Raw genomic sequence first — 22,965 nt, forward strand, 5'->3', positions numbered from 1 at the left:
CTTCGGCGGAAGCGGCGCCTGTTCTAGGCTCGTCCGCATGGCCTACGACGTGTCGCGCATCCGTTCGGAGTTCCCCTCGCTCGAGAGCGGGTGGGCGCACTTCGACGGACCGGGCGGCACGCAGACTCCGCGGGCGGTGGGCGACGCCGTGGCATCCGTGCTCACCGGTCCGCTCTCGAACCGCGGCACGATCGGCGTATCCGAGGAACGCGCCGAAGCGGCGGTGCACGGGTTCCGGCTCGCGATGGCCGACCTCGTGAACGCCCACCCGCGCGGCATCGTGCACGGGCGCAGCGCGACGCAGCTCACCTATGACTTCTCGCGGCACCTCTCGCGAGAGTGGGGGCCGGGCGACGAGGTCGTGGTCACGCGGCTCGACCACGACGCGAACATCCGCCCGTGGGTGCACGCGGCCGAGCGGGCAGGGGCGAGGGTGCGCTGGGTCGACTTCGACCCCGCCACGGGCGAGCTGTCGACGGATGCCGTGACGGCGGCGCTCACCGACCGCACTCGCCTGGTCGCGGTCACGGCGGCCTCGAACCTCATCGGCACGATGCCCGACATCCCCGCGATCGCAGCCGCGGTGCACGACGCCGAGGCGCTGCTCTTCGTCGACGGCGTGCACTACGCAGCGCATGAGCTGCCCGATGTCGTCGCGCTCGGCGCCGACTTCTTCACGTGCTCGCCCTACAAGTTCCTCGGCCCGCACTGCGGAGTGCTCGTCGCCCGGCCCGAGTTGCTCGACACGATCTCCCCCGACAAGCTGCTGCCGGCCACGAATGTCGTGCCCGAGCGATTCGAGTTCGGCACCCTCCCCTACGAACAGCTCGCGGGCGTCACGGCGGCCGTCGACATGCTCGCTTCGCTCGACCCCGAGACGACGGATGCCGCGAGCTCCCGCCGCGACCGGCTCGTCGCGTCGTTCGAGGCGCTGCGCGAGCACGAGTCCGCGCTGCTCGAACAGCTCGAGGCGGGCATCTCGGCGCTGCCCGGCGCGACGACCTGGTCGCGGGCGGCGCGCCGCACGCCCACGCTGCTCGCGACGTTCGACGGCCACGCGGCATCCACTCTCACGGCGGCGCTCGCCTCGCGGCAGGTGCTCGCACCGAGCGGCAGCTTCTACGCGCTCGAGGCCTCGCGGCACCTCGGGTTCGGCGACGCCGGCGGCTTGCGCATGGGACTCGCGCCCTACTCCGACGCCGGCGACGTCGAGCGGCTGCTGGCCGGTCTCGCCGACGCGCTCGGCTGAGAGTCGAGGCTGAAAGCCCAGAGGTCGAGCGAATCATCGGCTGAGCGGTCATAGGCTGAACGGATGACTCTCGCCGACACCGCCGCCGAACTCCGCCGCCTGCACACCGCCCCCGAGCTCCTTCAGGTGGTGAACGTGTGGGACGTCGTGAGCGCGAAAGCCGTCGCCAGCCTCCCCGAGACCCGGGCGCTCGCCACGGCGAGCCACTCGATCGCGTCGACGTTCGGCTACCCCGACGGCGAGCAGATCCCGGTCGAGATCATGCTCGACATGGCGGGCCGCATCGCGCGCGCCGTCGACGTGCCCGTGAGCGCCGACCTCGAGGCCGGCTACGGCGACCCCGGCGAGACCGTGCGCCGTGCGATCGGCGAGGGCATCGCGGGCGCCAACCTCGAAGATGAGCTCAAGCCGCTCGCCGAGTCGGTCGCGGCCGTCGAGGCAGCGGTCGCCGCCGCCGACGCCGAGGGCGTGCCCTTCGCACTGAACGCCCGCACCGACGCGTTCCTCCGCGGCAACGACCGCCCCCGAGAGGTGTGGATCGCCGACGCGATCGAGCGCGGCCGCGCCTACCTCGACGCGGGCGCGACGTGCGTCTTCGTTCCCGGCATCTTCGGCGAAGACGAAGTCGTCGAGCTCGTCGACGGCATCGGTGCGTTCCGGGTGAGCCTCATCGGGCTGCCGGGCGTGCCCACTCCCGCGAGGCTCGCCGAGCTCGGCGTCGCCCGGTTGTCGTACGGCCCCACCACGCAGCGCGTCGCGCTCGGTGCCCTGCAGGACCTCGCGGCCGAGCTCTACGCCGGGGGCGTGCTGCCCAGCGGCATCCGCGCGCTCAACTGAGCCATCATCTGGGCCGCGCATCTGGGACCATGCGCGAATCCCCCGCGCGAGGGATGCCCCGAACCGGCCGCGGTCGCTAGGGTGAGCCGTATGGCGGTTCCGGCCGTCGGGTCGTGCGGGGGTGCGACCCAGCGCGGCCCTGCTCGCCCCCGACAGGAGGAGAGCGCATGCAGAGCGGCATCCCCATCGAGATCACCGGTCTCAGCAAGCACTTCGGTCAGGTCGTCGCGGTCGACGACCTGACGTTCACGGTGCATCCCGGGCGGGTCACCGGCTTCCTCGGCCCGAACGGCGCCGGCAAGACCACGACGCTGCGCGTGCTGCTCGGGCTCGTGCATCCGAGTGCCGGCACCGCGACGTTCGGCGGCACGCCTTATGCAGCGCTGCCCCGGCCGCTCGAGACGGTGGGCGCCGCGCTCGACGCGAACTTCCATCCGGGCCGCACGGCTCGCGACCACCTCAAGGTGTACGCGACCGCGACCGGTCTTTCGAAAGCGAGAGTTCCGGTGGTGCTCGAGCAAGTGGGCATGACCGAGTTCGCCGACCGGCGGGTCGGCGGGTACTCGCTCGGCATGCGCCAGCGACTCGCGCTCGCCTACACGCTGCTCGGCGACCCCGGCGTGTTCGTGCTCGACGAGCCGATCAACGGCCTCGACCCCGAGGGCATCAAGTGGATCCGCGGCTTCCTGCAGAACCTCGCCCACGAGGGCCGCACGGTGCTCGTGAGTTCGCACCTCCTGAGCGAGGTGCAGCAGAGCGTCGACGAGGTCATCATCATCTCGAAGGGCAGGCTCGTGAAGAGCGGCACGCTCGTGAGCCTCGAGCTCGACGCGGCCCCGCGCACGATCGCCGACTCACCCGACCGCGAGGCGCTCTCCGCCGCGCTCGACGAAGCGGGCCTCGAGTACACCGAGGGTCGCAACGGCTTCATCGTCAACGAGCCCGACCCGGGCCGCGTCGGCCACGCGGCGTTCCTCGGCGGTGTCGAGCTGAACACCCTGCACCGGCTGAAATCGGGGCTCGAAGAGTCGTTCCTCTCGCTCGTCGGTGGGGGTGAGCAGTAGATGTCGTTCCTCCGCGCGATCGCCTCCGAGTTCCAGAAGGTCTTCACCACGCGCATGTGGTGGCTGCTCGCTCTCCTGCTCGCCGGCTATGTCGCCCTCATGTCGGGCGGGTTCGGCGCCTTTCTCGGCTGGGCGAGTGAGAATCCGGATGCCGCGGCCTCCGCGGGCGGTGGCACGGCCATCCCGCCGGGGCTCGACATCGCCCCGCTCGTCTACAGCTTCGCGACATCGATCGGCTACGTCTTCCCGGTGCTCCTCGGCGCGCTCGCCGTCACGGGCGAGTTCCGGCACAAGACCCTCACGCCCACGTTCCTCGCCGAGCCGCACCGCACGACCGTGCTCACCGCGAAGTTCCTCTCGCAGCTTGCGATGGGTGCAGGGCTCGGCGTGATCGCGTTCGCCGTCTCGGTCGGCACCGGAGCGGCTGCCCTCGCGGGCTTCGGCCTCGACACGGGCCTCGACGACCCCGACACCTGGGCGCTCATCGGACGCGGCGTGCTCGCGATGGCGCTCTGGGGCGCGATCGGCGTCGGGCTCGGCGCGCTCGTGCCCAACCAGGTGGCCGCGATCGTCATCGTCATCGCGTTCACCCAGTTCGTCGAGCCGATCCTTCGGTTCACGGCCTCGCTCAACGAGGTCACCGCGAACATCGGCAAGTTCCTGCCGGGTGCCGCGAGCGACGCCCTCGTCGGGGCGTCGTTCTACAACATCGCCTCGCTCGGTGCCGCAGCCGCCCTCGAGTGGTGGCAGGGCGGGGTCGTGCTGCTCGGCATCGCCGTGGTCGCGACGTTCATCGGGGCGGCGACCACCTGGCGAGGGGACGTGTCGTAGGCGTGGACCTGGCAAGGCTCCGGCAGTTGCGGCTCCACGTGCAGGGAGTGCGCGAGCCGGTCGCCGCCTCGGCGCCCGAGGTCGTCGAGCGCTTCGTCGCCGTGCAGTCGCAGGAGTTCGTGCCGGCCCAGTGGGGCCTCGCGGCGCGGGTGCGCTCCGAGCACCGCCCCGACGCGGCATCCGTCGCCGCCTCGATCGACCGCGGCGAGATCCTGCGCACGCACGTGCTGCGACCGACGTGGCATTTCGTGAGCCCCGCGGATGCCAGGTGGCTGCTCGAGCTCTCGGCAGATCGCGTGCACCGGCTGAACGCGACGTACTACCGCCGGGTCGGTCTCGAAGGTGAAGCGGCCGCTCGCGGCCTCGATGTCGTGGCCCGCGCACTCGAAGGCGGACACCGCACCCGGGCGCAACTGACGGCGGCGCTCGACGAGGCCGGGTCGCCCATGGCGGGCCTCGCCTTCGGCTACCTGCTCATGCTCGCCGAGCTCGAACGCGTCGCGATCAGCGGCGCGAACGTCGGCAAGCAGCGCACCTACGCGGCGTTCGACGAACGGGTGCCGGCTTCGGCGCCCAAGCCGCGTGACGAGGCGCTCGCCGAGCTCGCCGAGCGCTTCATCGGCTCACGTGGGCCGGCGAACGAGCGCGACTTCGCGGCCTGGTCGGGCTTCACGCTCGGCGACGCACGACAGGCGTTCGCCGACGCCGCCGACCGAAGCGACGGACGCATAACGACCGTCGACGTCGACGGCGCGGCCCAGTGGCTGGATACCTCGACGGTGCCGGATGCCGCGGCGGCAGCCTCGGCGACCGACAGCGACACCGACCGCGTCGACCTGCTGCAGGCCTACGACGAATACATCATGGGCTACGCGGCGCCCCGCGCGTACCTGCAGTCGCCGGAGCGGCCGGCCCCCGTGGGTGCAGAGTTCCCGCTGCACGCGCTCATGATCGGCGGGGTCATGTGCGGCCGGTGGGCGCCGGTCGTGAACGCGAAGCATGCGGTGGTGCGCATCGTGCCGTGGCGCACGTTCTCACCTGCCGAGGAGCGCTCGCTCGCGGCATCCGTCGCCGAGCTCGAACGGTTCCTCGGCCTGCCCGTCACCGTCGACCGGAACTCATGAGGCGCTGATCATCCGGCGGTGCTTCACCTCGGCCATGTTGGCGTCGGCCCAGTCCTTCATGTGCCACACGATCGGCATCAGGCTCTCGCCCAGCGCGCTGAGCGAGTACTCGACGTGCGCCGGGTACACCTGCTTCACCTCGCGACCGACGATGCCGTCGCGCTCGAGCAGCCGCAGCGTCTCGGTGAGCATCTTCTGGCTGGCCCCGGGTATCCGTGTGCGCAGTTCGGAGTGGCGCAGCGGATGCCCCGACAACTCGAGCAGCACAAGCGTCGTCCACTTCGTGGCGAGGATCTCGAGCACCTGGCGCGAGGGACACTCGGCCAAGTAGTCCGCGTAGGCGTTCTTCGCGACGGCGCGCCTCTGGTCGGCGGTGAGGGTCACTCGTCCTCCATGATCTCGGTCGGGGTGGGCACCTTCAGCACCCGACGGCACTTCGAAGTGCCTGCTGTTGCGGATGCCGCAGCGCTGTGAGTATCGAAACCGCCGCGCGGCCCGAACCATTCCGGGCCTGGCGGCGAGAGGTCCGCGACATCCGCTTCACCAGAGGAAACCCATGACTCACCTGCTGCACGTCAACGCATCCGCCCGGGGCGACGCCAGCCGCTCGCTCGAGCTGGCGACCCGCTTCATCACTGAGCTCGAGGCGACCGACGATGGCCTGACCGTGGACCGGCTCGATGTCTTCGACGGCTCGCTTCCGGAGTTCGGCACGGTTGCCGCGGGCGCGAAGATGGCGGTCTTCGCCGGCCAGGACCAGACGACCGAGGAGCGCCGCGCCTGGGACGACGCCCGCGCGGTGTTCGATCGGTTCGCCGCGGCCGACGTCTACGTGTTCAATGTGCCCTTCTGGAACGCCGGCGTGCCGTACGCACTGAAGCAGCTCGTCGACGTGATCACCCAGCCCGGCTGGACGTTCGCCTTCGATCCCGAGCACGGCTACCGCGGCCTCCTGGAGGGGAAGCGGGCGTTCGTGGTCTACACGAGCGGCGTGTACGCCGACGGGCGGCCGCCGTCGTTCGGCGCCGACTTCACGACCACCTTCTTCCGGGACTGGCTGGAGTTCATCGGCATCGCCGACGTGCACGAGGTGCGATACGGGCCGACCGTCGTCAATGCCGACGTCGAGGGCACGCGCCGCGCGGCGATCGACGCGACCGTGACGGCCGCGCGGCGATTCGCGGCGTGATCGTCGAATGACGTCACAACTCCGGAGACGCGTACCGACGCGCCGGCGAGCCGACCGAGTCGCGCGGCGTGTCGCACGGTATCTCCGGAGTAGTGCATCGAGCCGCTCGATACGATCGCGGCATGGCCGTCATCGCGAGCATCATCGTCGCCCTCGCCGCGCTCCTGCACGGCTACATCTTCCTGCTCGAGAGCGTGCTGTGGGCGAAGCCCGCCACGTGGAAGCGGTTCGGCGTCGCCGACCAGGCGAGCGCCGATGTGACGAAGCCCATGGCCTACAACCAGGGGTTCTACAACCTGTTCCTCGGGCTCGGCGCAGCCCTCGGGCTCATCCTGTTCTGGACGGGAGCCGACTCGGTCGGGAAGGCGCTCGTGCTCTTCACGACGGGGTGCATGGTGCTCGCCGCTGCGGTGCTCATCACGACCGGGCGCGGCTACCTGAAGCCCGCGCTCATCCAGGGCACGCTGCCGCTCATCGGCTTCGTACTGTTCCTCTTCACCTGAGCCGGGCTGCCGGCCGCGCGGGCGCTGAGACGCCGGCTCAGTCGGCTTCGGTTTCGGCGTCGCCGTCGGGTGCCGCCGGCGGCGGCGAGTTGAGCTTCAGGCGGTCGATGAGCGCACCGGCGTGATTGGTGCTCACGATGAGCCGCGTGAACTCGCCCGCGGCGAGCTCGATCACGACGGCGGGCCGCTTGCCCTTGGCGATCACGAAATCGCTGCCGCCGTGGTATTTCCAGACGCCCACCGCGACGACGAGCGGGATCGCCGAGCCGCGTACGCGGATGCCGCGGATCCAGATCCACGGGTCGTCGGTGATCGTGGCCGACTTGATGTCATCACGCTGCACCACGATGTCATCGGCGCGCAGCGCGAGCGACTTCTCGGCCGGAGTGAGGTGAACCTCGATCCGGTCGGTGTGCACGCGGAGGTGGGCCATGGTTCCATCCTGCCCGAGTCGGCGGCCCGCCGTGGTGTCGATGCCCGACAAACCCGCAAACGATTCATGCACGATTCCTTGCGGCACCACCTCAACCGGTTACGCCCGGTGAGCGGATGCCGCAAGCCCGATCAGGCAGGGCGAGCGGATGCCGCGGCGCGAGCCGCCCCCGGCAGCGCGTCGAGCACGCGGCCGATCGCGGCCTCGTCGTGCGCCGCCGTGACGAACCACGCCTCGAACACGCTCGGCGGCAGGGAGACCCCCGCCTCGAGCATCGCGTGGAAGAACGGCGAGTACCGCCACGACTCCTGGCGCAGCACGCCGGCGTAGTCGTGCACTCCCCCGGCGACCGCCTCGCCGAACACGAAGCTGAAGAGGTTGCCGGCGTGCTGCGTACGGTGCGCGACGCCTTCTGCGGTGAGCGCTGCGGAGACCGCGTCGCTGATCGTCGCGGCAGTGGCGTCGAGCTGCTCGTACACCGCGGCATCCGCTGCCCTGAGCGTTGCGATGCCCGCCGCGACCGCGACGGGGTTGCCCGAGAGGGTGCCCGCTTGGTAGACCGGCCCGAGCGGCGCGAGCTGGTCCATGATCTCGGTGCGGCCGCCGAGCGCGGCGACGGGCATTCCGCCACCGATGACCTTGCCGAAGGTCAGGAGGTCGGGGGTGTAGGCGGAATCGGTGCCGTTCTCGAGCCCCCACCAGCCGGCGGCCGAGACGCGGAAGCCCGTGAGCACCTCGTCGGAGATGACGAGCGCGCCGTGCGCATGGGCGAGGTCGACGAGCGCGCGGTTGAAGCCGGGAAGCGGCGGCACGACGCCCATGTTCGCCGCGGCAGCCTCGGTGATGACGGCGGCGATGCGGTCGCCGTGCTCGGCGAAGACGGCGCGCAGGGCGTCGAGGTCGTTGTAGGGCGCCACGAGGGTGAGCGCGGCGATCTCGCGGGGCACTCCGGCCGAGCCGGGCAGCGCGAAGGTCGCGAGGCCCGAGCCGGCCTCGGCGAGCAGTCCGTCGGAGTGGCCGTGGTAGTGACCGGAGAACTTCACGAGCAGATCGCGGCCGGTGAATCCGCGAGCGAGACGGATGGCGCTCATCGTCGCCTCAGTGCCCGTCGAGACGAGGCGCAGCTTCTCGACGGGGGCGATGCGTTCCTCGACGAGCTCGGCGAGTTCGGTCTCGGCGGGCGTGGAGGAGCCGAACGAGAGACCACGTGCCGCGGCATCCGTCACCGCCTCGACGACCCTGGGGTCGGCGTGCCCGAGGATCGCGGGGCCCCAGCCGGCGACGAGGTCGACGTACTCACGGCCCTCGGCGTCGGTGACGTACGGGCCCCGCGCCGAGACGAGGAAGCGCGGCGTGCCGCCGACCGAGCGGAACGCCCGCACGGGCGAGTTGACGCCACCGGGGATCGCTGCCTGGGCGCGGGCGAAGAGCCCGGCGTTCGTCACTTCCGCCGGTTGAGTGGCCATAGAAGCAGGCGTCTCGAAACCCTCGGCGCTCACGCGAGGTCTCCCTTCCGGATCCAGTCGGCCAGTTCGAGGGCCCAGTACGTGAGCACGGCATCGGCGCCGGCGCGACGGATGCCGCGCACGGTCTCGATCACGGCGCGCTTGCGGTCGATCCAGCCGTGCGCTGCGGCGGCCTCGATCATCGCGTACTCGCCCGACACCTGGTACGCCCAGACGGGCACGACGCTCGCGGCCGAGATGTCGGCGAGCACGTCGAGGTAGCTGCCCGCGGGCTTGACCATGACGATGTCGGCGCCCTCGTCGATATCGATGAGCGCCTCGCGCAACCCCTCACGGCGGTTACCGGGGTCGAGCTGGTAGGTGCGGCGGTCGCCCTCGAGCGTCGACTCGATCGCGTCACGGAACGGGCCGTAGAACGCCGACGCGTACTTGGCCGAGTAGGCGAGGATCGGCGTGTTCGAGAACCCGCTGCCGTCGAGCGCCTCGCGCACCGCGGCGACCTGGCCGTCCATCATGCCCGAGAGGCCGAGGAGCTGGGATCCGGATGCCGCCTGCACGATCGCCATCTCCTGGTAGCGCTCGAGCGTGGCGTCGTTGTCGACCCGCCCGAGCATGTCGAGCACGCCGCAGTGGCCGTGATCGGTGAACTCGTCGAGGCAGAGGTCGGTCTGCACGACGAGTGCCCCGTCGGCCGCATCGGCGGCGACTCGCGTGGCGACGTTGAGGATGCCCTCGGGGTCGGTCGCGCCCGAGCCGCGGGCGTCGCGCTGCTCTGGCACGCCGAAGAGCATGACGCCGCCGAGTCCGGCCGCCGCGGCATCCGTCACCGCGCCAGGCAGGCTCTCGAGGCTGTGCTGCACGACCCCCGGCATCGAGGCGATCGGCAGCGGTGCCGCGGCGCCCTCGCGCACGAAGATCGGGAGCACGAGGTCGGCGGGGTCGAGCCGGGTCTCGGAGACGAGCCGCCGCATGGCGGGGGTGTCACGAAGGCGGCGCGGACGGTCGCGGGGAGCGGGCGTGGGACTCACACGACCAAGCCTACGGTGCGGCACCGGCGACCCGAGCGTCGAGCGAGCGGTCAGGCGTTCGCCGTCGCCGCCGTCACGACGGCATCGATGAGGGACTCGGCGGTGCGCTCGCGCGCGACGACGTCGACGCGAAGGCCGAGCTCGGCAGCGTCGCGCTGCGTCTGCGGGCCGATCGCCGCGACGAGGATCGACTCGGGAATCGGCCCGAGTTGCTGCTGCACCTGCTCGGCCACGCTGCCGGACGTCACGAGCACGGCGTTCACGCGGCCGGCCCGAACGTCGGCTGCAACCTTCGACGCCACCGGCACACCCACGGTGCGGTAGGCGACGACGGCCTCGACGTGGTGCCCGGCGCGAGCCAGGCCGAGGGAGAGCACTTGCTTCGCGATCGCCGAACGGAGCGCCAGAATCCGGAGCGGGGTGACGCCGCCGGTCGCGGCCTCCCACTCCTCGAGCAGGCCCTGTGCCGAGTTGTCTTCGGCCGGCACGATGTCGACGTGGTAGCCGGCGGCGAGGAGTGCGGCGGCCGTGGTCTCACCGACGGCGGCGACCTTGGTCGCTTCGGGGATCACCGCGCCGTACGACGACAGCACGTCGACCGTCGTCGCGCTCGTGACCGTGAGCCAGTCGAAGCCGCCGGCGGCGAGCTTCGCGAGCGCCGCCTCGAGGGCGGGCTGGTCGTCGGTCGGCGCGAAGTTGATGAGCGGGGCCACGATGGGTGTTGCGCCGCGCGCACGAAGGGCCGCTGCGACTCCGTCGCCCCAAGGCCCGCCGCGCGGGACGAGCACTCGCCATCCGGCCAGGGGCTTGCCCCCGCCCGAAGGCAGATTGATCGCGCCGGTCATCGGCTCGAATTCGCTCACTGCGACTCCTCAGGTGGTGCGAGTTCGGCGGCGCCGTTGCCGAGGAGTTCTGCGACGGCCCGTTCGGCGACGTCGCGTGCCGCATCCGCCAAATCGGCGGCCGAGCGGCTGTCGGGGGTGGCCGCGTGCGAGCTCGTGAGCTGCCGCGTCCCGTCGGCACTGTACACGGTCGCCGTCAGGAACAGAAGTTCCCCATCCACAAAGGCGGTCGCGCCCACCGGGGCGGTGCAACCCGCCTCGAGGCCCGCGAGCACGAGCCGTTCGGCGAGCACCGTGGCACGGCTCGTGCCGTGGTCGATCGAGTCGAGTGCGAGTTCGAGCTGGCGGTCTCCGCGCTCACGGCGCACCTCGATCGCGAGGGCGCCCTGACCCGGCGCGGTGGGCCAGTCGCTGAGCTCGAAGAGCTCGGTCACCGCCTCCATGCGCCCGAGCCGGCCAAGCCCGGCGGCGGCGAGCACGACCGCGTCGAGCTCACCGGTCTCGACCTTGCCGAGGCGGGTGTCGATGTTGCCGCGGATGTCGACGGCGACCACGTCGGGCCGGGCCGCGGCGAGCTGGGCGATGCGCCGCGGCGAACCCGTGCCGATGCGCGCACCGGCGGGGAGGGTCTCGAGCGTCAGCCCGTCGCGCGCACAGAGGGCGTCGCGGGCGTCGGCGCGCTTCGGCACCGCACCGAGCCGGAGCTGCGGGTGGTCGGCCGTCGGGAGGTCTTTCAGGGAGTGCACGACGACGTCGCACTCGCCGGCGATGAGCGCTTCACGGAGCGCGGCGGCGAAGACGCCGGTGCCGCCGAGCGACGAGAGCGACGCCCGCGAGGTGTCGCCCTCGGTCGTGACCGGCACGAGCTCGATCTCGGCGCCCGTGGCCTTCGCAAGCCGATCGGCGATCTGGCGCGTCTGGGCCATCGCCAGGGCGCTCGCCCTGGTGCCCACCCGGATGACCGCGGTCATCGAGTCGTCGCCTCCACTGCCGGCACCGCGGCGTCGGACGGGACGACCGCCCCGCTGGTGACACGCGCATGGTCGGGCCAGGGGCCGAGGCTGGTGAGGTGCGGTCGCTCGTCGGCCGGCACGTCGTCGACGCGTTCGAGCACGAGGTCGACGAGGCCGCCCACGAATGCCGGGTGCACGCCGGGTGTGGGCACGCGGCGCACTTCGAGTCCGTGTTCGCCGGCTGTCGCGACCGCTTCGTTGTCGAGGTCCCACATGACCTCCATGTGGTCGCTCACGAACCCGAACGGCACGATCACGACGGCGTCGGCGCCCCCGCCGGCGGCGAGCTCGCCGATCGCGTCGTTGATGTCGGGCTCGAGCCACGGGGTTCGCGGGTCGCCCGATCGCGACTGGTAGACGAGCGACCACGGCGCGGCGGGCGCGGCGGCCTCGCTGATGACGGATGCCACGGCGAGGTGCTGCGCCACATACGCGCCGCCGTCGCCGAACTCGGGACCCGAGGCGAGGGCCGCGGCGGTCGGGATGGAGTGCGTGACGTAGAGCACGTGGATGCGGTCGGGCGCGACGCCCGCCGCGACGAGGGAGGCGGCGGCATCCGTCACCCCCTCGACGAACGGCTGCACGAACCCGGGGTGATCGAAGAACTCACGGATGCGATCGATCGAGACGCTCGTGCCGGCGGTGGCCTTCTCGAAGTCTTCGCGGTACTGCCCGACGCCCGAATACGAGGTGTAGGCGCTCGTGACGAGTCCGAGCAGCTCGGTGTGGCCGTTCGCCTCGGCCTCGGCGACGACGTCGCGGAAGTACGGCGCCCAGTTGCGGTTGCCCCAGTACACGGGCAGGTCGATGTGGCGCGCGGCGAGCTCGGCTTCGAGCGCCGCCTTCAGCTGGCGGTTCTGCTCGTTGATCGGGCTCACGCCGCCGAAGTGGCGGTAGTGGTGCGCGACCTCTTCGAGTCGATCGTCGGGGATTCCGCGACCGGCCGTGACGTTGCGGAGGAACGGGATCACGTCGTCTTGGCCCTCGGGCCCGCCGAAGCTCGACAGGAGGATCGCGTCGTAGTGCGTCACTACTGCAGCACCTCCACGAGCTCGGCCGTCGAGATGCGGCGGCCGGTGAAGAACGGCACCTCTTCGCGCACGTGCATGCGTGCGTCGGTGGCGCGCAGGTCGCGCATGAGGTCGACGAGGTCGGTGAGCTCGTCGGCCTCGAGCGGCAGCAGCCACTCGTAGTCGCCGAGCGCGAACGACGCGACGGTGTTCGCGACGACCCCGCGGAAAGCGGCGCCCTTGCGGCCGTGCTCGGCGAGCATGCGGCTGCGCTCATCAGGCTCGAGCAGGTACCAGTCGTAGCTGCGCACGAACGGGTAGACGGTGAGCCAGCCCTTCGGCTCGACGCCGCGCAGGAACCCGGGCACGTGCGCCTTGTTGAACTCGGCGTCGCGGTGCACGCCCATGGCGTTCCACGTGGGGAGCAGCGCGCGCAGGAGCCGGGCGCGGCGCAGCTCGCGGAGCGCCCACTGCAGCCCTTCGGCCGTCGGGCCGTGGAGCCAGAGCATCACGTCGGCGTCGGAGCGGAGGCCCGACACGTCGTAGATGCCCCGCAGGGTGATGCCCTCGTTCTCGACGAGCGTGATCACGCCGTCGAGCTCGTCGACGAAGCGCGGCACGTCGTGTCCGTCGAGGTCGTCGGGTCGCACGGGGTCTCGACGGAGCACGGCGAATACCGTGTAGCCCTCGAGAATCTGCTCGGCGTCGGAATCGGTCTGGAGCGCGTCGGCTGCCGCTTCGGCAGCGGGGGAAGACATGCTCCTATCCTCCCCCTTCCCCGCTGTACCGCCAAAAGCGCTACGCAGACGCATCGATGCAGAGACACGCCAGGGGACGGATGCCGGATGCCGCCCGCCGGCGTCAGCGCACGAGCCGCGTGAAGCGGAAGCTGGCGAAGCCCTCGATCGGCAGCTCTTCGATGCCCGAGAAGCCGGCTTCCCGCGCGTAGCCCTCGAGCGTCGACTGGCGCATCACCGTTCCCGTGCCAACCGAGCCCGGGCTCGAGAGGCTGTCGGGCAGGCACACGACGAGGCTGAAGCCGTACATGTAGCGCTCGACCTCGTCGCCGTCTGGGGCGAATCGCTCGGCGACGGCCTCGTCCATGATGACGACCTGGCCGTCATCGCGCACCGCTCGGCGGATCGCTGCGAGCACCTCGACGGGGCGGGGCATGTCGTGCACGGCCTCGAACACGAACGCGGCGTCGAAGCGGCCCTCCGCGGCCAACTCCTCGCCGCCGGCGAGGTGGAACCTGACATGTTCGCCGAGCCCCGCCTCCGCCGCGTGCCGGCGTGCCGCCTCGATCGACGGCTGGTCGACGTCGAAGCCCTCGACGCGAGCATCGGGGTAGGCACGGGCGAGTGCGAGCGTCGACCAGCCGTGACCGCAGCCGACATCGGCGATGTGCGCGCCGGGCCGTGACAGCACCTCGTGCAGTGAGCCCACCGAAGCGAGCGCGGGTGCGAGCCGCTTGTCGAACCACGGCCGGTTCATGTCGCCCTGCGACTCGTGCGCATCGGCACCGAGTTCCTGCCACGAGACGCCGCCCCCGGTGCGGTAGGCGTCGAGGAGCTGCGGGAGTTGAGCCGCGGAGGCGGCGAACATGCGGACGGAGGGCGCGAGGTAATCGAGCGAGGTGTCGTCGGTCAGCACCTCCGCGTGGGCGGCCGGCAGAGAGAAGCGGCGGTCGGATGCGGCGACGGGTGCGGCATCCGCGTCATCCGGGTCATCCGTCTCTTCGACGGTGAGGATGCCGCTCACCGCCTGCTGCTCGAGCCATTCACGCGCGTAGCGCTCCTGGGTCGCAGTGCGCCGGGCGAGCTCGGTCGAGCTGAGCTGCCCGGCCTCGGCGAGCGCCCGGTACCAGCCGAGCCGATCGCCGAGGTAGATGCTGAGAATGTCGAGGGCGCCGACGGCCGAGCCGAACACCCGGCCCGCGAAGTCCGCGACAGCGTCGCCTCGGCCTTCATTCGAATCATCGGACATGAATCGTTCCCTTCGGTGCACGCTCGGATGTCGGTCAGCCGTCGACGAGCAATCGCGTCGAGTGCTCGAGGTGTTCGCGCAGGGCCGACGGGCCGCGGGAGGGCAGCTCGTCGAGCAGGGCGCGGTGCTCGGCGATGAGGCTCCCGAGCGTGTAGTGCGGGCGCACGTGCAGCAGGAACAGCAGCAGTTCGCTGCCGAGTGCCGTGTGCGTCTCGATGATGCGGGGGCTCGCAGATGCCGCGACGAGCGCCCGGTGGAAGTCCGCATGGATGCGCTCCACCTCGAGCCAGTCGACGGGCTCGCCGAACTCCTCCCGTTCGCGTATCGCGTCGAGGCGGTCGAGCGCGTCGCGCGCGGGCGCGAGCACCGACGCGGGCCACTCCTCGCCGAGACCGAAGCGCTCCCCGGCGATGCGCACCGCCTCGACCTCGAGCGCCGCGCGCAGCTGCTGCAGGGCGATCACCTGGTCGCGGTCGAAGCTCGTCACCCGCACGCCGCGGTACGCCTCGGCGACCGCGAGCCGCTCGGCGACGAGGCGCTGGAACGCGGCTCGCACGGTGTGCCGCGACACCGCGTAGTGCTCGGCGGCGGATTCCTCGCGCAAGGGCGAGCCGGGCGCGAGCGCGCCGCTCAGGATGTCGGCGCGAACGGCGGCGGCGACCCGGTCGACGGCGGACTGGGCGACCGGGGCGTGCGCGGGGGCTGCGGCACTCGTGGGCATCGCAGCATCCGCTCGCTCGCCGCTACCGGTCGAGGTTCGCACGCACGACGAGCCAGACCGTCACCCCGACGGCCGCGACCGCCGCCACGGCGACGCCGATCGCGACGACCGGCTGCTCGTCGGCGAACCTGCGCAGGCGCACCTTGGCCTCGGCCGTCTTGATCTTGAACTGCCTCGGCACGTTGAGCTTGTCTTCGAGCGCGCTGAGCGTCGAGACGAGATCGGCTCTCGCGGCCGCGGCGTTGTCGTGCGCCTGGATGCGGGTGAGGTTGCGTTCGGTCTTCTTGTTCAGCCGGGGCCGGTCAGTAGCGGTCATAGTCGCCGGCTCCCTTCACTGCGTCGAGATCTTGGCGAACGCTCTCGATGGTTTCGAGCGGTTCGCTGCCGCGTTTGAAGCTCAGCCAGGCGATGCCGAGCAGGATCAGCACGATGAGCAGCAGCACGCCCGAGACGATGAGGGCGGCGGCCCAACCGGGCAACACGAGCGAGAGCGCGAGGATGCCGGTGGCGATGAGCGTGCCGAGCAGGAAGATGCCGACGAAGCCGGCGATCACGACGAGCGCGGCGCCGATGCCGAAGTGCTTCGCCTTGTAGCCGAGCTCGGCCTTGATCTGGTCGATCTCGGCGCGAATGAGGGTCGAGAACCGCTCGGGGAGCTCACCGATGAGGGTGAGCAGTGAGCGCTCGTCGTTCACTGGTGCAGCCATCGCGTGGTCACCTTCCGCGCGATCAGGAGTCGGATGCCGCGGTCGACCCGCGGGGCTTCGTGGCGGGTTTCACGGTCTTCGGCTGGGCTTTCTCGCCCGTGGAGCCCGGCCCGCCCGTCGGCTCGTCGCCGACTCTCGTCGGCCCTGAGGACGTCTTGCCGCTGGCCGACGACTTCGGCTTCGTGGAAGCCGAGGACTTCGCGCCGCTCTCGCCCTTCGTGACGGTGCGGACGAACGACTTCACGTTGTCGAGCACGACGTCGCTGAGGTCGCCCACCCGTGACGCGGCGAATTCCTTCGCGGTGTCGACGCCCTCCTGCACGGCGGGCGTGTTCCAGATCTTCTCCGCGCCCCTGCGGATCTGCTCATAGCGTTCTCGGCCGGCTCGCGTGCCGAGCACGTAGCCGACTCCCAACCCGACGACGAAGAGGATCTTGCCCTTCATGTGAAACCCCATTCCATGTAGGCGTCTAACCAGAGTAGACCCCGCGCCGCGGCGCGCAAGGGGGTTGCGCTGCAATATTCCCCTCGGGCTATGCGATGTCGCCGGGGTGCACTGCGTCGTGCCGGATGCGTCGTGCGGCCGCGAGCGCGTGCGGAATCACCGACGCCAGGCCCGTGCCCGAGACCCACGAACCGGTCGCCTCGATGCCCGGCTCCGCAGCGAGCGCTTCGTCGAGTGCGCGCACCCGATCGCGCTGGCCGAGCGCCGCGTGCGAGAGCGCGTCGCGCCACGCGGTGCGCGCCGAGGCCCTCAGCATGGACTCGTCGAGGGCAACGCCGAGCAGCGCCGCGGCGTCGGCGAGCGCGAGACGCGCGACCTCGTCGTCGTCCAGGCCATCAAGCGGGTTGGGTTCGCCCGCCCGCCCGTAGGAGAGGCGCACGACGTGGCGCCCGCCCGCGGCCTCGGCGAGCCACGACCACTTCGCGGTCGCGTGGGTGAGTGCCTTCGCGGTCACGCCGGGGGTTCCGGATGCCACGAGCACGCCCGTTCCGCGCGGGGCGGCGTCGAGTGCGGGTGCGTCGAGCACGAGGGTCACGAGTTCGACGGATGCCGCGGCTGGCCAGCTCGAGGCATCCGCCCATCCCTCGACGGCGTCGCCGAGCAGGCGGCGCGAGGTCTGCGCCGGTGCAGCGAGCACGACGTAGCGGGCGTCGACGATGAGCTCGGCCACGGGAGTCGTCGCGGTGACGCGCCACTCGGGTGCCTCGTTGTGCGATCGCTCGAGTCCGTTCACCTCGGCGAAGACGACCACCGTCACGCCGAACCGCTCGAGCTCGCGCCGCAGCGCGTCGACGAGGCGGTGCATGCCGCCGCGAAGGCCCAGCACGGCGCTGCCGGCCTTGCGCGCCTCGACGAGCTCGCCGACGCCGCCCGAGAGCGATCCGGCGCGGGTCATCGCCTCGTTGAGGCCGGGCGCCACCACGTCGAGATCGAGGTCGTCGGGATCGGCCGAGTACACGCCGGCCGAGATCGGGGTCACGAGCCGGTCGAGCACGGCTTGCCCCATGCGCGAGCGCACGAGTTGCCCGAGGCTGTGGGCGCGGCCGATGCGCACGATGGGCATGATCCGGTCGGCATACGCGCGGATCGCGCCGCCCCAGCCGATGATGCGCCGCACGTCGTCGCCGAGCGGGTTCGCGGGAATGCCGAGCACGCCCGTGCGCGGTAGGGGCGCTGCCGTGAGAGTGCCGCTCGAGCCGGGCATGGCGAGCCACGCGCCAGCCGGGTTCGGTCGCTCGATGTCGCCCGCAAGGCCGAGCGCGCCGAGGAGCTCCTCGACCGAGCCGCCGCGGGTCGCGAAGGACTCGGCGCCGCTGTCGAGCGTGAGGCCGTCGAGCTCGACGCGGCCGACGCATCCGCCGACCTCCTCGCGCCGTTCGAGCACCGTGACGCGCAGGCCGACCTTCGCGCACTCGAGTGCCGCCACGAGGCCCGCGACGCCGCCACCGACCACGACGACATCGGCTTCGAGGCTGATGGTCTCGAGGTCGTCGTCGGAGCCGAGCGACACGTTCGGCTCGTCGCTCATGCGCCCGCCTCGTGCACGAGCTCGACCACCCGGGTCAGCACGGCCGGATCGGTCTCGGGCGGCACGCCATGGCCGAGATTGAAGATGTGGGCGGGAGCGACCTGCCCGCGGCGCAGCACCTCGCGCACGGCGCCCTCGAGCACCGGCCACGGCGCGGCGAGGAGCGCGGGGTCGAGGTTGCCCTGCAGGGGAACGCCCGCGCCGACGCGCCGGGCGGCGACGTCGAGGGGCACCCGGTAATCGACGCCGACGGTGTCGACGCCGACGCCCTCCATCGCGCCGAGCAGTTCGCCGGTGCCGACGCCGAAGTGCACGACCGGCACGTGGCGGGTCACGGCCGTGCCCGCGGCATCCGTCGCCGCGTACTCGAGGTCGTGCACGAAGCTGAGTGCCTTCGCCGAGGCGGGCGCGACGTGCCGCTCGTAGTCCTCGAGCGAGAGGGCGCCGGCCCACGAGTCGAAGAGCTGGGCGGCGGATGCCCCGGCGAGCACCTGGGCGCGCAGGAATCGTCCGCTGAGCTCGGCCGTCCAGTCCATGAGCGCGCCCCATGCACCGGCGTCGGCGTGCATGAGCGTGCGGGCGGCGAGGTGGTCTTTCGACGGGCCGCCCTCGGCGAGGTACGCCGCGAGCGTGAACGGCGCCCCCGCGAACCCGATGAGCGGCGTCGCCGTGCCGGTGGTTGAGCCGGCCCCTCCGGTGGTTGAGCCTGTCGAAACCACTCCCCCGGGCACCGTCGTCGCAAGCTCCGCAATCACCCGCCCGACCGCCTCCGAAATCGGCCCCGATGCCTCATCGAGCCGAGCGGGGTCGACCTTCGTCAACTCCGCGACCCCCGCGGCATCCGCATACCCCCTGCCGAAGACGGGCCCGCGGCCCGGCTGGATCTCGACGTCGACGCCCACGAGCTTCAACGGCACGACGATGTCGCTGAAGAAGATGCCCGCGTCGACCTTGTGCCGGCGCACGGGCTGCAGCGTGATCTCGCTCGCCATCTCAGGGTCGAGGCACGCGTCGAGCATGCGCGTGCCGACGCGCAGGTCGCGGTACTCGGGCAGCGACCGCCCAGCCTGCCGCATGAACCACACGGGCGTCGTGTCGGAACGCTCTCCCCTATATGCGCGCACGAGGCGCGAGTCAGACGTGAGGCCGGCGGAGAGCGGATGCTGGGGGGAGAGGATCACGCGAGACATTGTCTCGTATCGGGCTGGGCGAACCGATTCACGCTTCGACGACTACCTCACTCGATAGACGTCCGCGCGGTGATCCACGCGAAGGATGACGATCCGCTGTTGGTCCTCGTGGATGTCGTAGAGAACTCGATACGATCCACGGCGGGCGCTGTATGAGCCTGCGAGCTCGCGCTCGAGCGGCTTGCCGACTCGACGTGGGGATGCCGCGAGATCTCCGTAGACGAACTCGACGATCGCCGGCACGATCCGGGGCGGGATGCTCTGCATGTCCCGCCTGGCGGTCGGCGAGAAGATCACCTCGAAGCTCACCGCTTCGGAACGCCGAACTCATTGCGGATCTGCTCTTCGGTGATCCCTTCACCGGCGGCGATCTCGGCGCGCGCCGCTTCGATGGTTGCTTTGGTGCCGGGCTGTGAGAGCCAGAAGAGCGTTTCCTGCAAGGACTCCCATTCGTCTGCGCCGATGAGGACCGCCGCCGGGGATCCGTTCTTCGTGATGGTGATTTGCTCATGCGTCACCGATGCCGCGTCGACGAGCTCGTTCAACCGGTCCTTGACCTTGGAGATCGGCAGTGTTTGCATAGAGTCAAGTGTAGCCTGAAAAGCGGCCCCGCATAGGCTCGAATAAAGGCCCATCATAGCCCTCGCGCATTTTGACCGACCGACGTCTTTCCGACGTCGTCCCGCGATCCTCTGCCAGATCGCCGACGGCGCCGCGGTGACGCCCGCACGCCCAACTAGCGTCAGTCTGTGACCACTGCGCAACGCACGAAGACCGTGACCCCGCTCGTCTACATCGCCATCGGCGTGACGATCCTCGCGTGGGCCAGCGCGTTCATCGTCGTTCGGAGCACCGCGCCGCACTTCACCGCCGGCGGGCTCGCGCTCGGACGGCTCATCGTCGGCTCCATCCTGCTGGCGCCATTACTGCTGCGGCACAAGTGGATCGCGCCCACGCGTCGCGAATGGTTGCTCCTGGTTGGTTTCGGCGCCCTGTGGTTCGGCGCCTACAGCATCCTGCTCAACCTCGCCGAGCAGACGCTCGACGCCGGCACGACCGCGATGATCGTCAACATCGGCCCGATCCTGATCGCCCTCGGCGCCGGGATCTTCCTCGGCGAGGGCCTTCCGAGGTGGCTCCTGATCGGCACGGCGGTCGCGTTCCTCGGGGTCGTGCTCATCGGCGTCGGCACGGGCGGCACAGTGCTCGGCGCGGGCATCGGAGTGTTCTGGGCGCTGCTCGCGGCCCTCACCTACGCGGCCGGCGTGCTGTTCCAGAAGCCCGTGCTCGCGAGGCTTCCCAATGCGCAAGTGGTCTGGCTCGGCTGCGTCATCGGAATGGTCGTCTGCATCCCGTTCACCGGTGAGTTCATCGCGGGCATCCAGGCCGCCCCGGTCGAGGGTCTGATCGGCATGATCTGGCTCGGCGCGATTCCCACCGCGCTCGGCTACACGACGTGGTCCTATGCGCTGTCGCGGATGCCCGCGGGCCAGCTCGGCGTCTCGACCCACATCGTCCCGCCGGTGACGATCGTGCTCAGCCTCATCCTGTTCGCCGAAGTGCCGGCCCTTCTCGCGATCGTCGGCGGCGTGATCGCGCTCGTGGGCGTCGCGCTGTCGCGGCGAAGGGTGCCGAGCCCCGAGCCGGCAGAGGTTCCGGCTGCGCGGCCTCCCGAACCGGTGGGCCGCTCCCGGGAGTGACGATCTCAAGCTGGGTTGCGACAATCGACCATGGCCCTTGAACCACGGATGCTGCACCCACCGATCGAGCTCCCATCCGACGCGGCCCTCCCACGCGGCCTCGTGGTGCGTCGCCCTCGCGTCGCCGACCACCCGGCCGTCGTCGCCGCAATCCCGGACTGGTGGGGCATGCCCGACACCTCGATCCACCTGCTGCTTCCGCCGCTGTTCTTCCAGCACTTCAGCGACACGAGCTTCCTCGCTGAAGACGCCGACGGCATGGCCGCCTTCCTCATCGGCTTCCACTCCCACGCCCAACCGGACGCCGCCTACATCCACTTCGTCGGCGTGCGCCCCGACCTCCGCCACCTCGGCCTCGCTCGCACGCTCTACGAGACGTTCTTCGCCGAGGCTCGCGCCGCCGGATGCCACCGCGTCGACGCGATCACCGGGGTACCGAATCGCCGCTCCCAGGCGTTCCACGCGGCGCTCGGCTTCGAGGCATCCGGCGACACCGATTACGACGGGGTGCGCGCGTGGCGCGACTACGACGGCCCGGGCGAGCACCGCGTCGCGTTCTCGCGGAAGCTCTGACTGGCCCCAGACGAGCATCGTCTGCGGAGTTCGTGCCTCTACCGCTCGTAAACGTCGCGTCGATGTCCCAGAGCGACCACGACGACCAGAAGGACACCGTCGTCGACGGTGTAGATGATCCGGTAGTCGCCGATGCGGACGCGTAGACCGGGGCGCCCCTGGAGGGCACGCGCGCCGGGTGGGCGTGGGTCTTCAGCAAGCAAAGCGATGGCGCCCTGAATGCGAGTCCGATCGTTCGGGTGCACCTGTCGCAGCGCCTTTGCTGCCGCCGGACGCAGTTCGATTCGATAGCGACTCATTCCCAGCCCAGGTCGGCTTTGACCTGGTCCCACGGAATGTTCGGACCCTCGTCTGCCATCGCGTCGTCGAATGCGGCGGCATCCTCCGCGTCCTCAAGCGCCTCGACCATGCGCTGGTACTGCTCGGGACTAATGACTACAGCCTCGAGCTTGCCGCGCCTCTCAAGGAACACGGCCTCGGTGCGGGCTCGCTCGATCAGCTCGGGCAGCGTGCTGCGCGCGGCAGTTACAGAGACGGTGGACATGTCTGAATTGTACATTTGCGGAGACGAGATGTACAGTCCGCCAACCCGATCCAACTGTGGCAACCGGCCGGATCGGATGCCGCAGGGCCATAGAAGCGAGGCCGCTGGGCCGGCCTCAATCGAGGCCGCTTGAGTCATCTCAATCCGACCCACAGCGACTACAGGTTGCGTTGGATGAAGAGCGCCAGGAACCCAGCGCCCATGAGAACCCAGAAGCTCCCAACAAGTGCGATCGTCGCGCTGTTGAACGCGCGGGCAGGTCGCCGGCTCGAGTTGCCGAATGTCTGTCGGTACCTGGCCGTGTACCATCGCGCGATCGTGACGCGGAAGACGATGATCATCGCTCCGGCAACTATCAAGAGCGATGCCACCACGACAGCTGCAACCAGTGTTCCCAATGCCTATCCATTCCCAGGGGCAATCGACTCCAACGTTGCAACCTTAAGCGAGCTCTGAACCGCTCTACGGTTGACCCATGCCACGGATCACCACCGCGTTCATCCCCGTCGAGAACCCGAAGAGCTCCGCCGCTTGGTATCGCGACACCTTCGCCTTGACGATCCGGGTGGCGGGCGAGGCGAGTGCCGTGCTCAGAGGCGATGATGGCACGGCCATCACCCTGCTCGGGCCGGCAAGCGGGATCGCCCAGCGCCCGGGTCTCGATTGGGCGACGTGCAACTTCCTGGTGTCCGACCTCGATGGCACACGGGAGTCGTTTGTCGCGGCCGACATGGACGTCTCCGAGATCACAGGAGACCCCGATCGGTGCCGGTTCTTTACGACACGCGACCCGGATCGCAACATGCTGCTCATCACCGATCGCTGACCGCCGGTCGGCCCACGCCGAAGCCGCCCTCCGTCGCGCCCGCGCACGCACCATGTGGGTCAAGCGCCCCAGAAAATACTGTCGCTGAGAGCGCTC

At 70.6% G+C, this 22,965-nt stretch carries 30 protein-coding genes; 11 read left to right on the forward strand and 19 right to left on the reverse strand.

Translation table 11 applies throughout. The features are described 5' to 3' along the window. The first annotated feature begins 37 nt into the window (after positions 1–37). From ESP51_RS00730 to ESP51_RS00750, 5 genes are all read left to right on the forward strand, one after another. Positions 38–1,249, forward strand: coding sequence for a cysteine desulfurase-like protein (locus ESP51_RS00730; RefSeq protein ID WP_129518963.1), 1,212 nt, complete (start codon positions 38–40; stop codon positions 1,247–1,249). Positions 1,250–1,312: 63 nt separating this feature from the next. After that, positions 1,313–2,086 carry an isocitrate lyase/PEP mutase family protein gene (locus tag ESP51_RS00735; protein WP_129518964.1) on the forward strand — a complete coding sequence of 258 codons (774 nt, stop codon included), beginning with the start codon at positions 1,313–1,315 and terminating at the stop codon, positions 2,084–2,086. Positions 2,087–2,253: 167 nt separating this feature from the next. Continuing rightward, positions 2,254–3,150, forward strand: a complete 897-nt coding sequence (locus tag ESP51_RS00740; RefSeq protein ID WP_129518965.1) for an ABC transporter ATP-binding protein — start codon at positions 2,254–2,256, stop codon at positions 3,148–3,150. Beyond that, positions 3,151–3,981 carry an ABC transporter permease subunit gene (locus tag ESP51_RS00745; RefSeq protein ID WP_129518966.1) on the forward strand — a complete coding sequence of 277 codons (831 nt, stop codon included), beginning with the start codon at positions 3,151–3,153 and terminating at the stop codon, positions 3,979–3,981. A gap of 2 nt (positions 3,982–3,983) precedes the next feature. Continuing rightward, a complete protein-coding gene (locus tag ESP51_RS00750; RefSeq protein ID WP_164990338.1) occupies positions 3,984–5,105 on the forward strand; it encodes a winged helix DNA-binding domain-containing protein in 1,122 nt (373 codons plus the stop codon). Here ESP51_RS00750 and ESP51_RS00755 read toward each other — a convergent pair. Beyond that, the gene (locus tag ESP51_RS00755) at positions 5,100–5,489 is read right to left on the reverse strand and encodes a winged helix-turn-helix transcriptional regulator (RefSeq protein ID WP_129518968.1); all 390 of its coding nucleotides are present in this window, start codon (positions 5,487–5,489) and stop codon (positions 5,100–5,102) included. The two genes, ESP51_RS00750 and ESP51_RS00755, sit on opposite strands and share 6 nt — an antisense overlap. A gap of 172 nt (positions 5,490–5,661) precedes the next feature. Here ESP51_RS00755 and ESP51_RS00760 point away from each other — a divergent pair, with 172 nt between their 5' ends. Next, a complete protein-coding gene (locus ESP51_RS00760) occupies positions 5,662–6,294 on the forward strand; it encodes an FMN-dependent NADH-azoreductase (protein WP_129518969.1) in 633 nt (210 codons plus the stop codon). A gap of 122 nt (positions 6,295–6,416) precedes the next feature. Next, positions 6,417–6,797: a DUF1304 domain-containing protein gene (locus ESP51_RS00765; protein ID WP_129518970.1), complete on the forward strand. Its 381-nt coding sequence runs from the start codon at positions 6,417–6,419 to the stop codon at positions 6,795–6,797. Positions 6,798–6,834: 37 nt separating this feature from the next. On the opposite strand, the gene ESP51_RS00770 is transcribed toward ESP51_RS00765, so the two are convergent. The 16 genes from ESP51_RS00770 to ESP51_RS00845 form a co-directional block, all read right to left on the reverse strand. Continuing rightward, positions 6,835–7,230, reverse strand: coding sequence for a hypothetical protein (locus tag ESP51_RS00770; RefSeq protein WP_129518971.1), 396 nt, complete (start codon positions 7,228–7,230; stop codon positions 6,835–6,837). A gap of 131 nt (positions 7,231–7,361) precedes the next feature. After that, positions 7,362–8,696 (reverse strand): glutamate-1-semialdehyde 2,1-aminomutase, encoded by a 1,335-nt coding sequence (gene hemL / locus ESP51_RS00775; RefSeq protein ID WP_206737138.1) that lies wholly within the window; start codon positions 8,694–8,696, stop codon positions 7,362–7,364. Positions 8,697–8,725: 29 nt separating this feature from the next. Further along, a complete protein-coding gene (gene hemB / locus ESP51_RS00780; protein ID WP_277871057.1) occupies positions 8,726–9,724 on the reverse strand; it encodes a porphobilinogen synthase in 999 nt (332 codons plus the stop codon). 50 nt (positions 9,725–9,774) lie between these two features. After that, positions 9,775–10,569: a uroporphyrinogen-III synthase gene (locus ESP51_RS00785; RefSeq protein ID WP_129519055.1), complete on the reverse strand. Its 795-nt coding sequence runs from the start codon at positions 10,567–10,569 to the stop codon at positions 9,775–9,777. A 14-nt stretch (positions 10,570–10,583) separates the two neighbouring features. Then, positions 10,584–11,537 carry a hydroxymethylbilane synthase gene (hemC, locus tag ESP51_RS00790; RefSeq protein ID WP_129518973.1) on the reverse strand — a complete coding sequence of 318 codons (954 nt, stop codon included), beginning with the start codon at positions 11,535–11,537 and terminating at the stop codon, positions 10,584–10,586. Continuing rightward, positions 11,534–12,610 (reverse strand): ferrochelatase, encoded by a 1,077-nt coding sequence (locus ESP51_RS00795; RefSeq protein ID WP_129518974.1) that lies wholly within the window; start codon positions 12,608–12,610, stop codon positions 11,534–11,536. Before ESP51_RS00795 ends, hemC begins: the two co-directional genes overlap by 4 nt. Further along, positions 12,610–13,347, reverse strand: a complete 738-nt coding sequence (gene hemQ, locus ESP51_RS00800) for a hydrogen peroxide-dependent heme synthase (RefSeq protein WP_129518975.1) — start codon at positions 13,345–13,347, stop codon at positions 12,610–12,612. Before hemQ ends, ESP51_RS00795 begins: the two co-directional genes overlap by 1 nt. Before the next feature lie 103 nt (positions 13,348–13,450). Next, positions 13,451–14,575 (reverse strand): class I SAM-dependent methyltransferase, encoded by a 1,125-nt coding sequence (locus ESP51_RS00805; RefSeq protein ID WP_129518976.1) that lies wholly within the window; start codon positions 14,573–14,575, stop codon positions 13,451–13,453. 34 nt (positions 14,576–14,609) lie between these two features. Continuing rightward, the gene (locus ESP51_RS00810) at positions 14,610–15,296 is read right to left on the reverse strand and encodes a GntR family transcriptional regulator (protein ID WP_129518977.1); all 687 of its coding nucleotides are present in this window, start codon (positions 15,294–15,296) and stop codon (positions 14,610–14,612) included. A gap of 22 nt (positions 15,297–15,318) precedes the next feature. Then, a complete protein-coding gene (locus tag ESP51_RS00815) occupies positions 15,319–15,612 on the reverse strand; it encodes a DUF3618 domain-containing protein (RefSeq protein ID WP_129518978.1) in 294 nt (97 codons plus the stop codon). Next, positions 15,599–16,003, reverse strand: coding sequence for a phage holin family protein (locus tag ESP51_RS00820; protein WP_129518979.1), 405 nt, complete (start codon positions 16,001–16,003; stop codon positions 15,599–15,601). The genes ESP51_RS00815 and ESP51_RS00820 overlap by 14 nt, the downstream gene beginning before the upstream one ends. Before the next feature lie 22 nt (positions 16,004–16,025). After that, on the reverse strand, positions 16,026–16,448 hold the full coding sequence (locus ESP51_RS20920; protein WP_241842900.1) for a YtxH domain-containing protein: 423 nt from the start codon (positions 16,446–16,448) through the stop codon (positions 16,026–16,028). An 88-nt stretch (positions 16,449–16,536) separates the two neighbouring features. After that, entirely contained in the window at positions 16,537–18,036 is a 1,500-nt protein-coding gene (hemG, locus tag ESP51_RS00830) for a protoporphyrinogen oxidase (RefSeq protein ID WP_129518980.1), read from the reverse strand. After that, positions 18,033–19,217: a uroporphyrinogen decarboxylase gene (locus tag ESP51_RS00835; RefSeq protein WP_241842901.1), complete on the reverse strand. Its 1,185-nt coding sequence runs from the start codon at positions 19,215–19,217 to the stop codon at positions 18,033–18,035. The genes hemG and ESP51_RS00835 overlap by 4 nt, the downstream gene beginning before the upstream one ends. A 51-nt stretch (positions 19,218–19,268) precedes the next feature. Then, entirely contained in the window at positions 19,269–19,535 is a 267-nt protein-coding gene (locus ESP51_RS00840; RefSeq protein WP_129518982.1) for a type II toxin-antitoxin system RelE family toxin, read from the reverse strand. After that, positions 19,532–19,807, reverse strand: coding sequence for a type II toxin-antitoxin system Phd/YefM family antitoxin (locus ESP51_RS00845; protein WP_129518983.1), 276 nt, complete (start codon positions 19,805–19,807; stop codon positions 19,532–19,534). Before ESP51_RS00845 ends, ESP51_RS00840 begins: the two co-directional genes overlap by 4 nt. A 168-nt stretch (positions 19,808–19,975) precedes the next feature. On the opposite strand from ESP51_RS00845, the gene ESP51_RS00850 reads away from it, so the two are divergent. Both ESP51_RS00850 and ESP51_RS00855 read left to right on the forward strand, forming a co-directional pair. Beyond that, complete coding sequence (locus tag ESP51_RS00850) at positions 19,976–20,926, forward strand: DMT family transporter (protein ID WP_129518984.1); 951 nt, start codon at positions 19,976–19,978, stop codon at positions 20,924–20,926. 30 nt (positions 20,927–20,956) lie between these two features. After that, positions 20,957–21,499, forward strand: a complete 543-nt coding sequence (locus ESP51_RS00855) for a GNAT family N-acetyltransferase (RefSeq protein WP_241842903.1) — start codon at positions 20,957–20,959, stop codon at positions 21,497–21,499. A 38-nt stretch (positions 21,500–21,537) separates the two neighbouring features. Here ESP51_RS00855 and ESP51_RS00860 read toward each other — a convergent pair whose 3' ends face one another. Together ESP51_RS00860 and ESP51_RS00865 are read right to left on the reverse strand one after the other, a co-directional pair. Then, positions 21,538–21,798, reverse strand: coding sequence for a type II toxin-antitoxin system RelE family toxin (locus ESP51_RS00860; protein WP_129518985.1), 261 nt, complete (start codon positions 21,796–21,798; stop codon positions 21,538–21,540). After that, entirely contained in the window at positions 21,795–22,043 is a 249-nt protein-coding gene (locus tag ESP51_RS00865) for a type II toxin-antitoxin system Phd/YefM family antitoxin (protein ID WP_129518986.1), read from the reverse strand. The genes ESP51_RS00860 and ESP51_RS00865 overlap by 4 nt, the downstream gene beginning before the upstream one ends. Positions 22,044–22,244: 201 nt before the next feature. Here ESP51_RS00865 and ESP51_RS00870 point away from each other — a divergent pair, with 201 nt between their 5' ends. Together ESP51_RS00870 and ESP51_RS00875 are read left to right on the forward strand one after the other, a co-directional pair. Continuing rightward, positions 22,245–22,499: a hypothetical protein gene (locus tag ESP51_RS00870; RefSeq protein WP_129518987.1), complete on the forward strand. Its 255-nt coding sequence runs from the start codon at positions 22,245–22,247 to the stop codon at positions 22,497–22,499. Positions 22,500–22,518: 19 nt separating this feature from the next. Next, a complete protein-coding gene (locus ESP51_RS00875; protein ID WP_129518988.1) occupies positions 22,519–22,869 on the forward strand; it encodes a VOC family protein in 351 nt (116 codons plus the stop codon). Positions 22,870–22,965 lie beyond the last annotated feature (96 nt).

Source organism: Agromyces albus, assembly GCF_004134825.1.
GTDB classification, from domain to species: Bacteria; Actinomycetota; Actinomycetes; order Actinomycetales; family Microbacteriaceae; genus Agromyces; species Agromyces albus.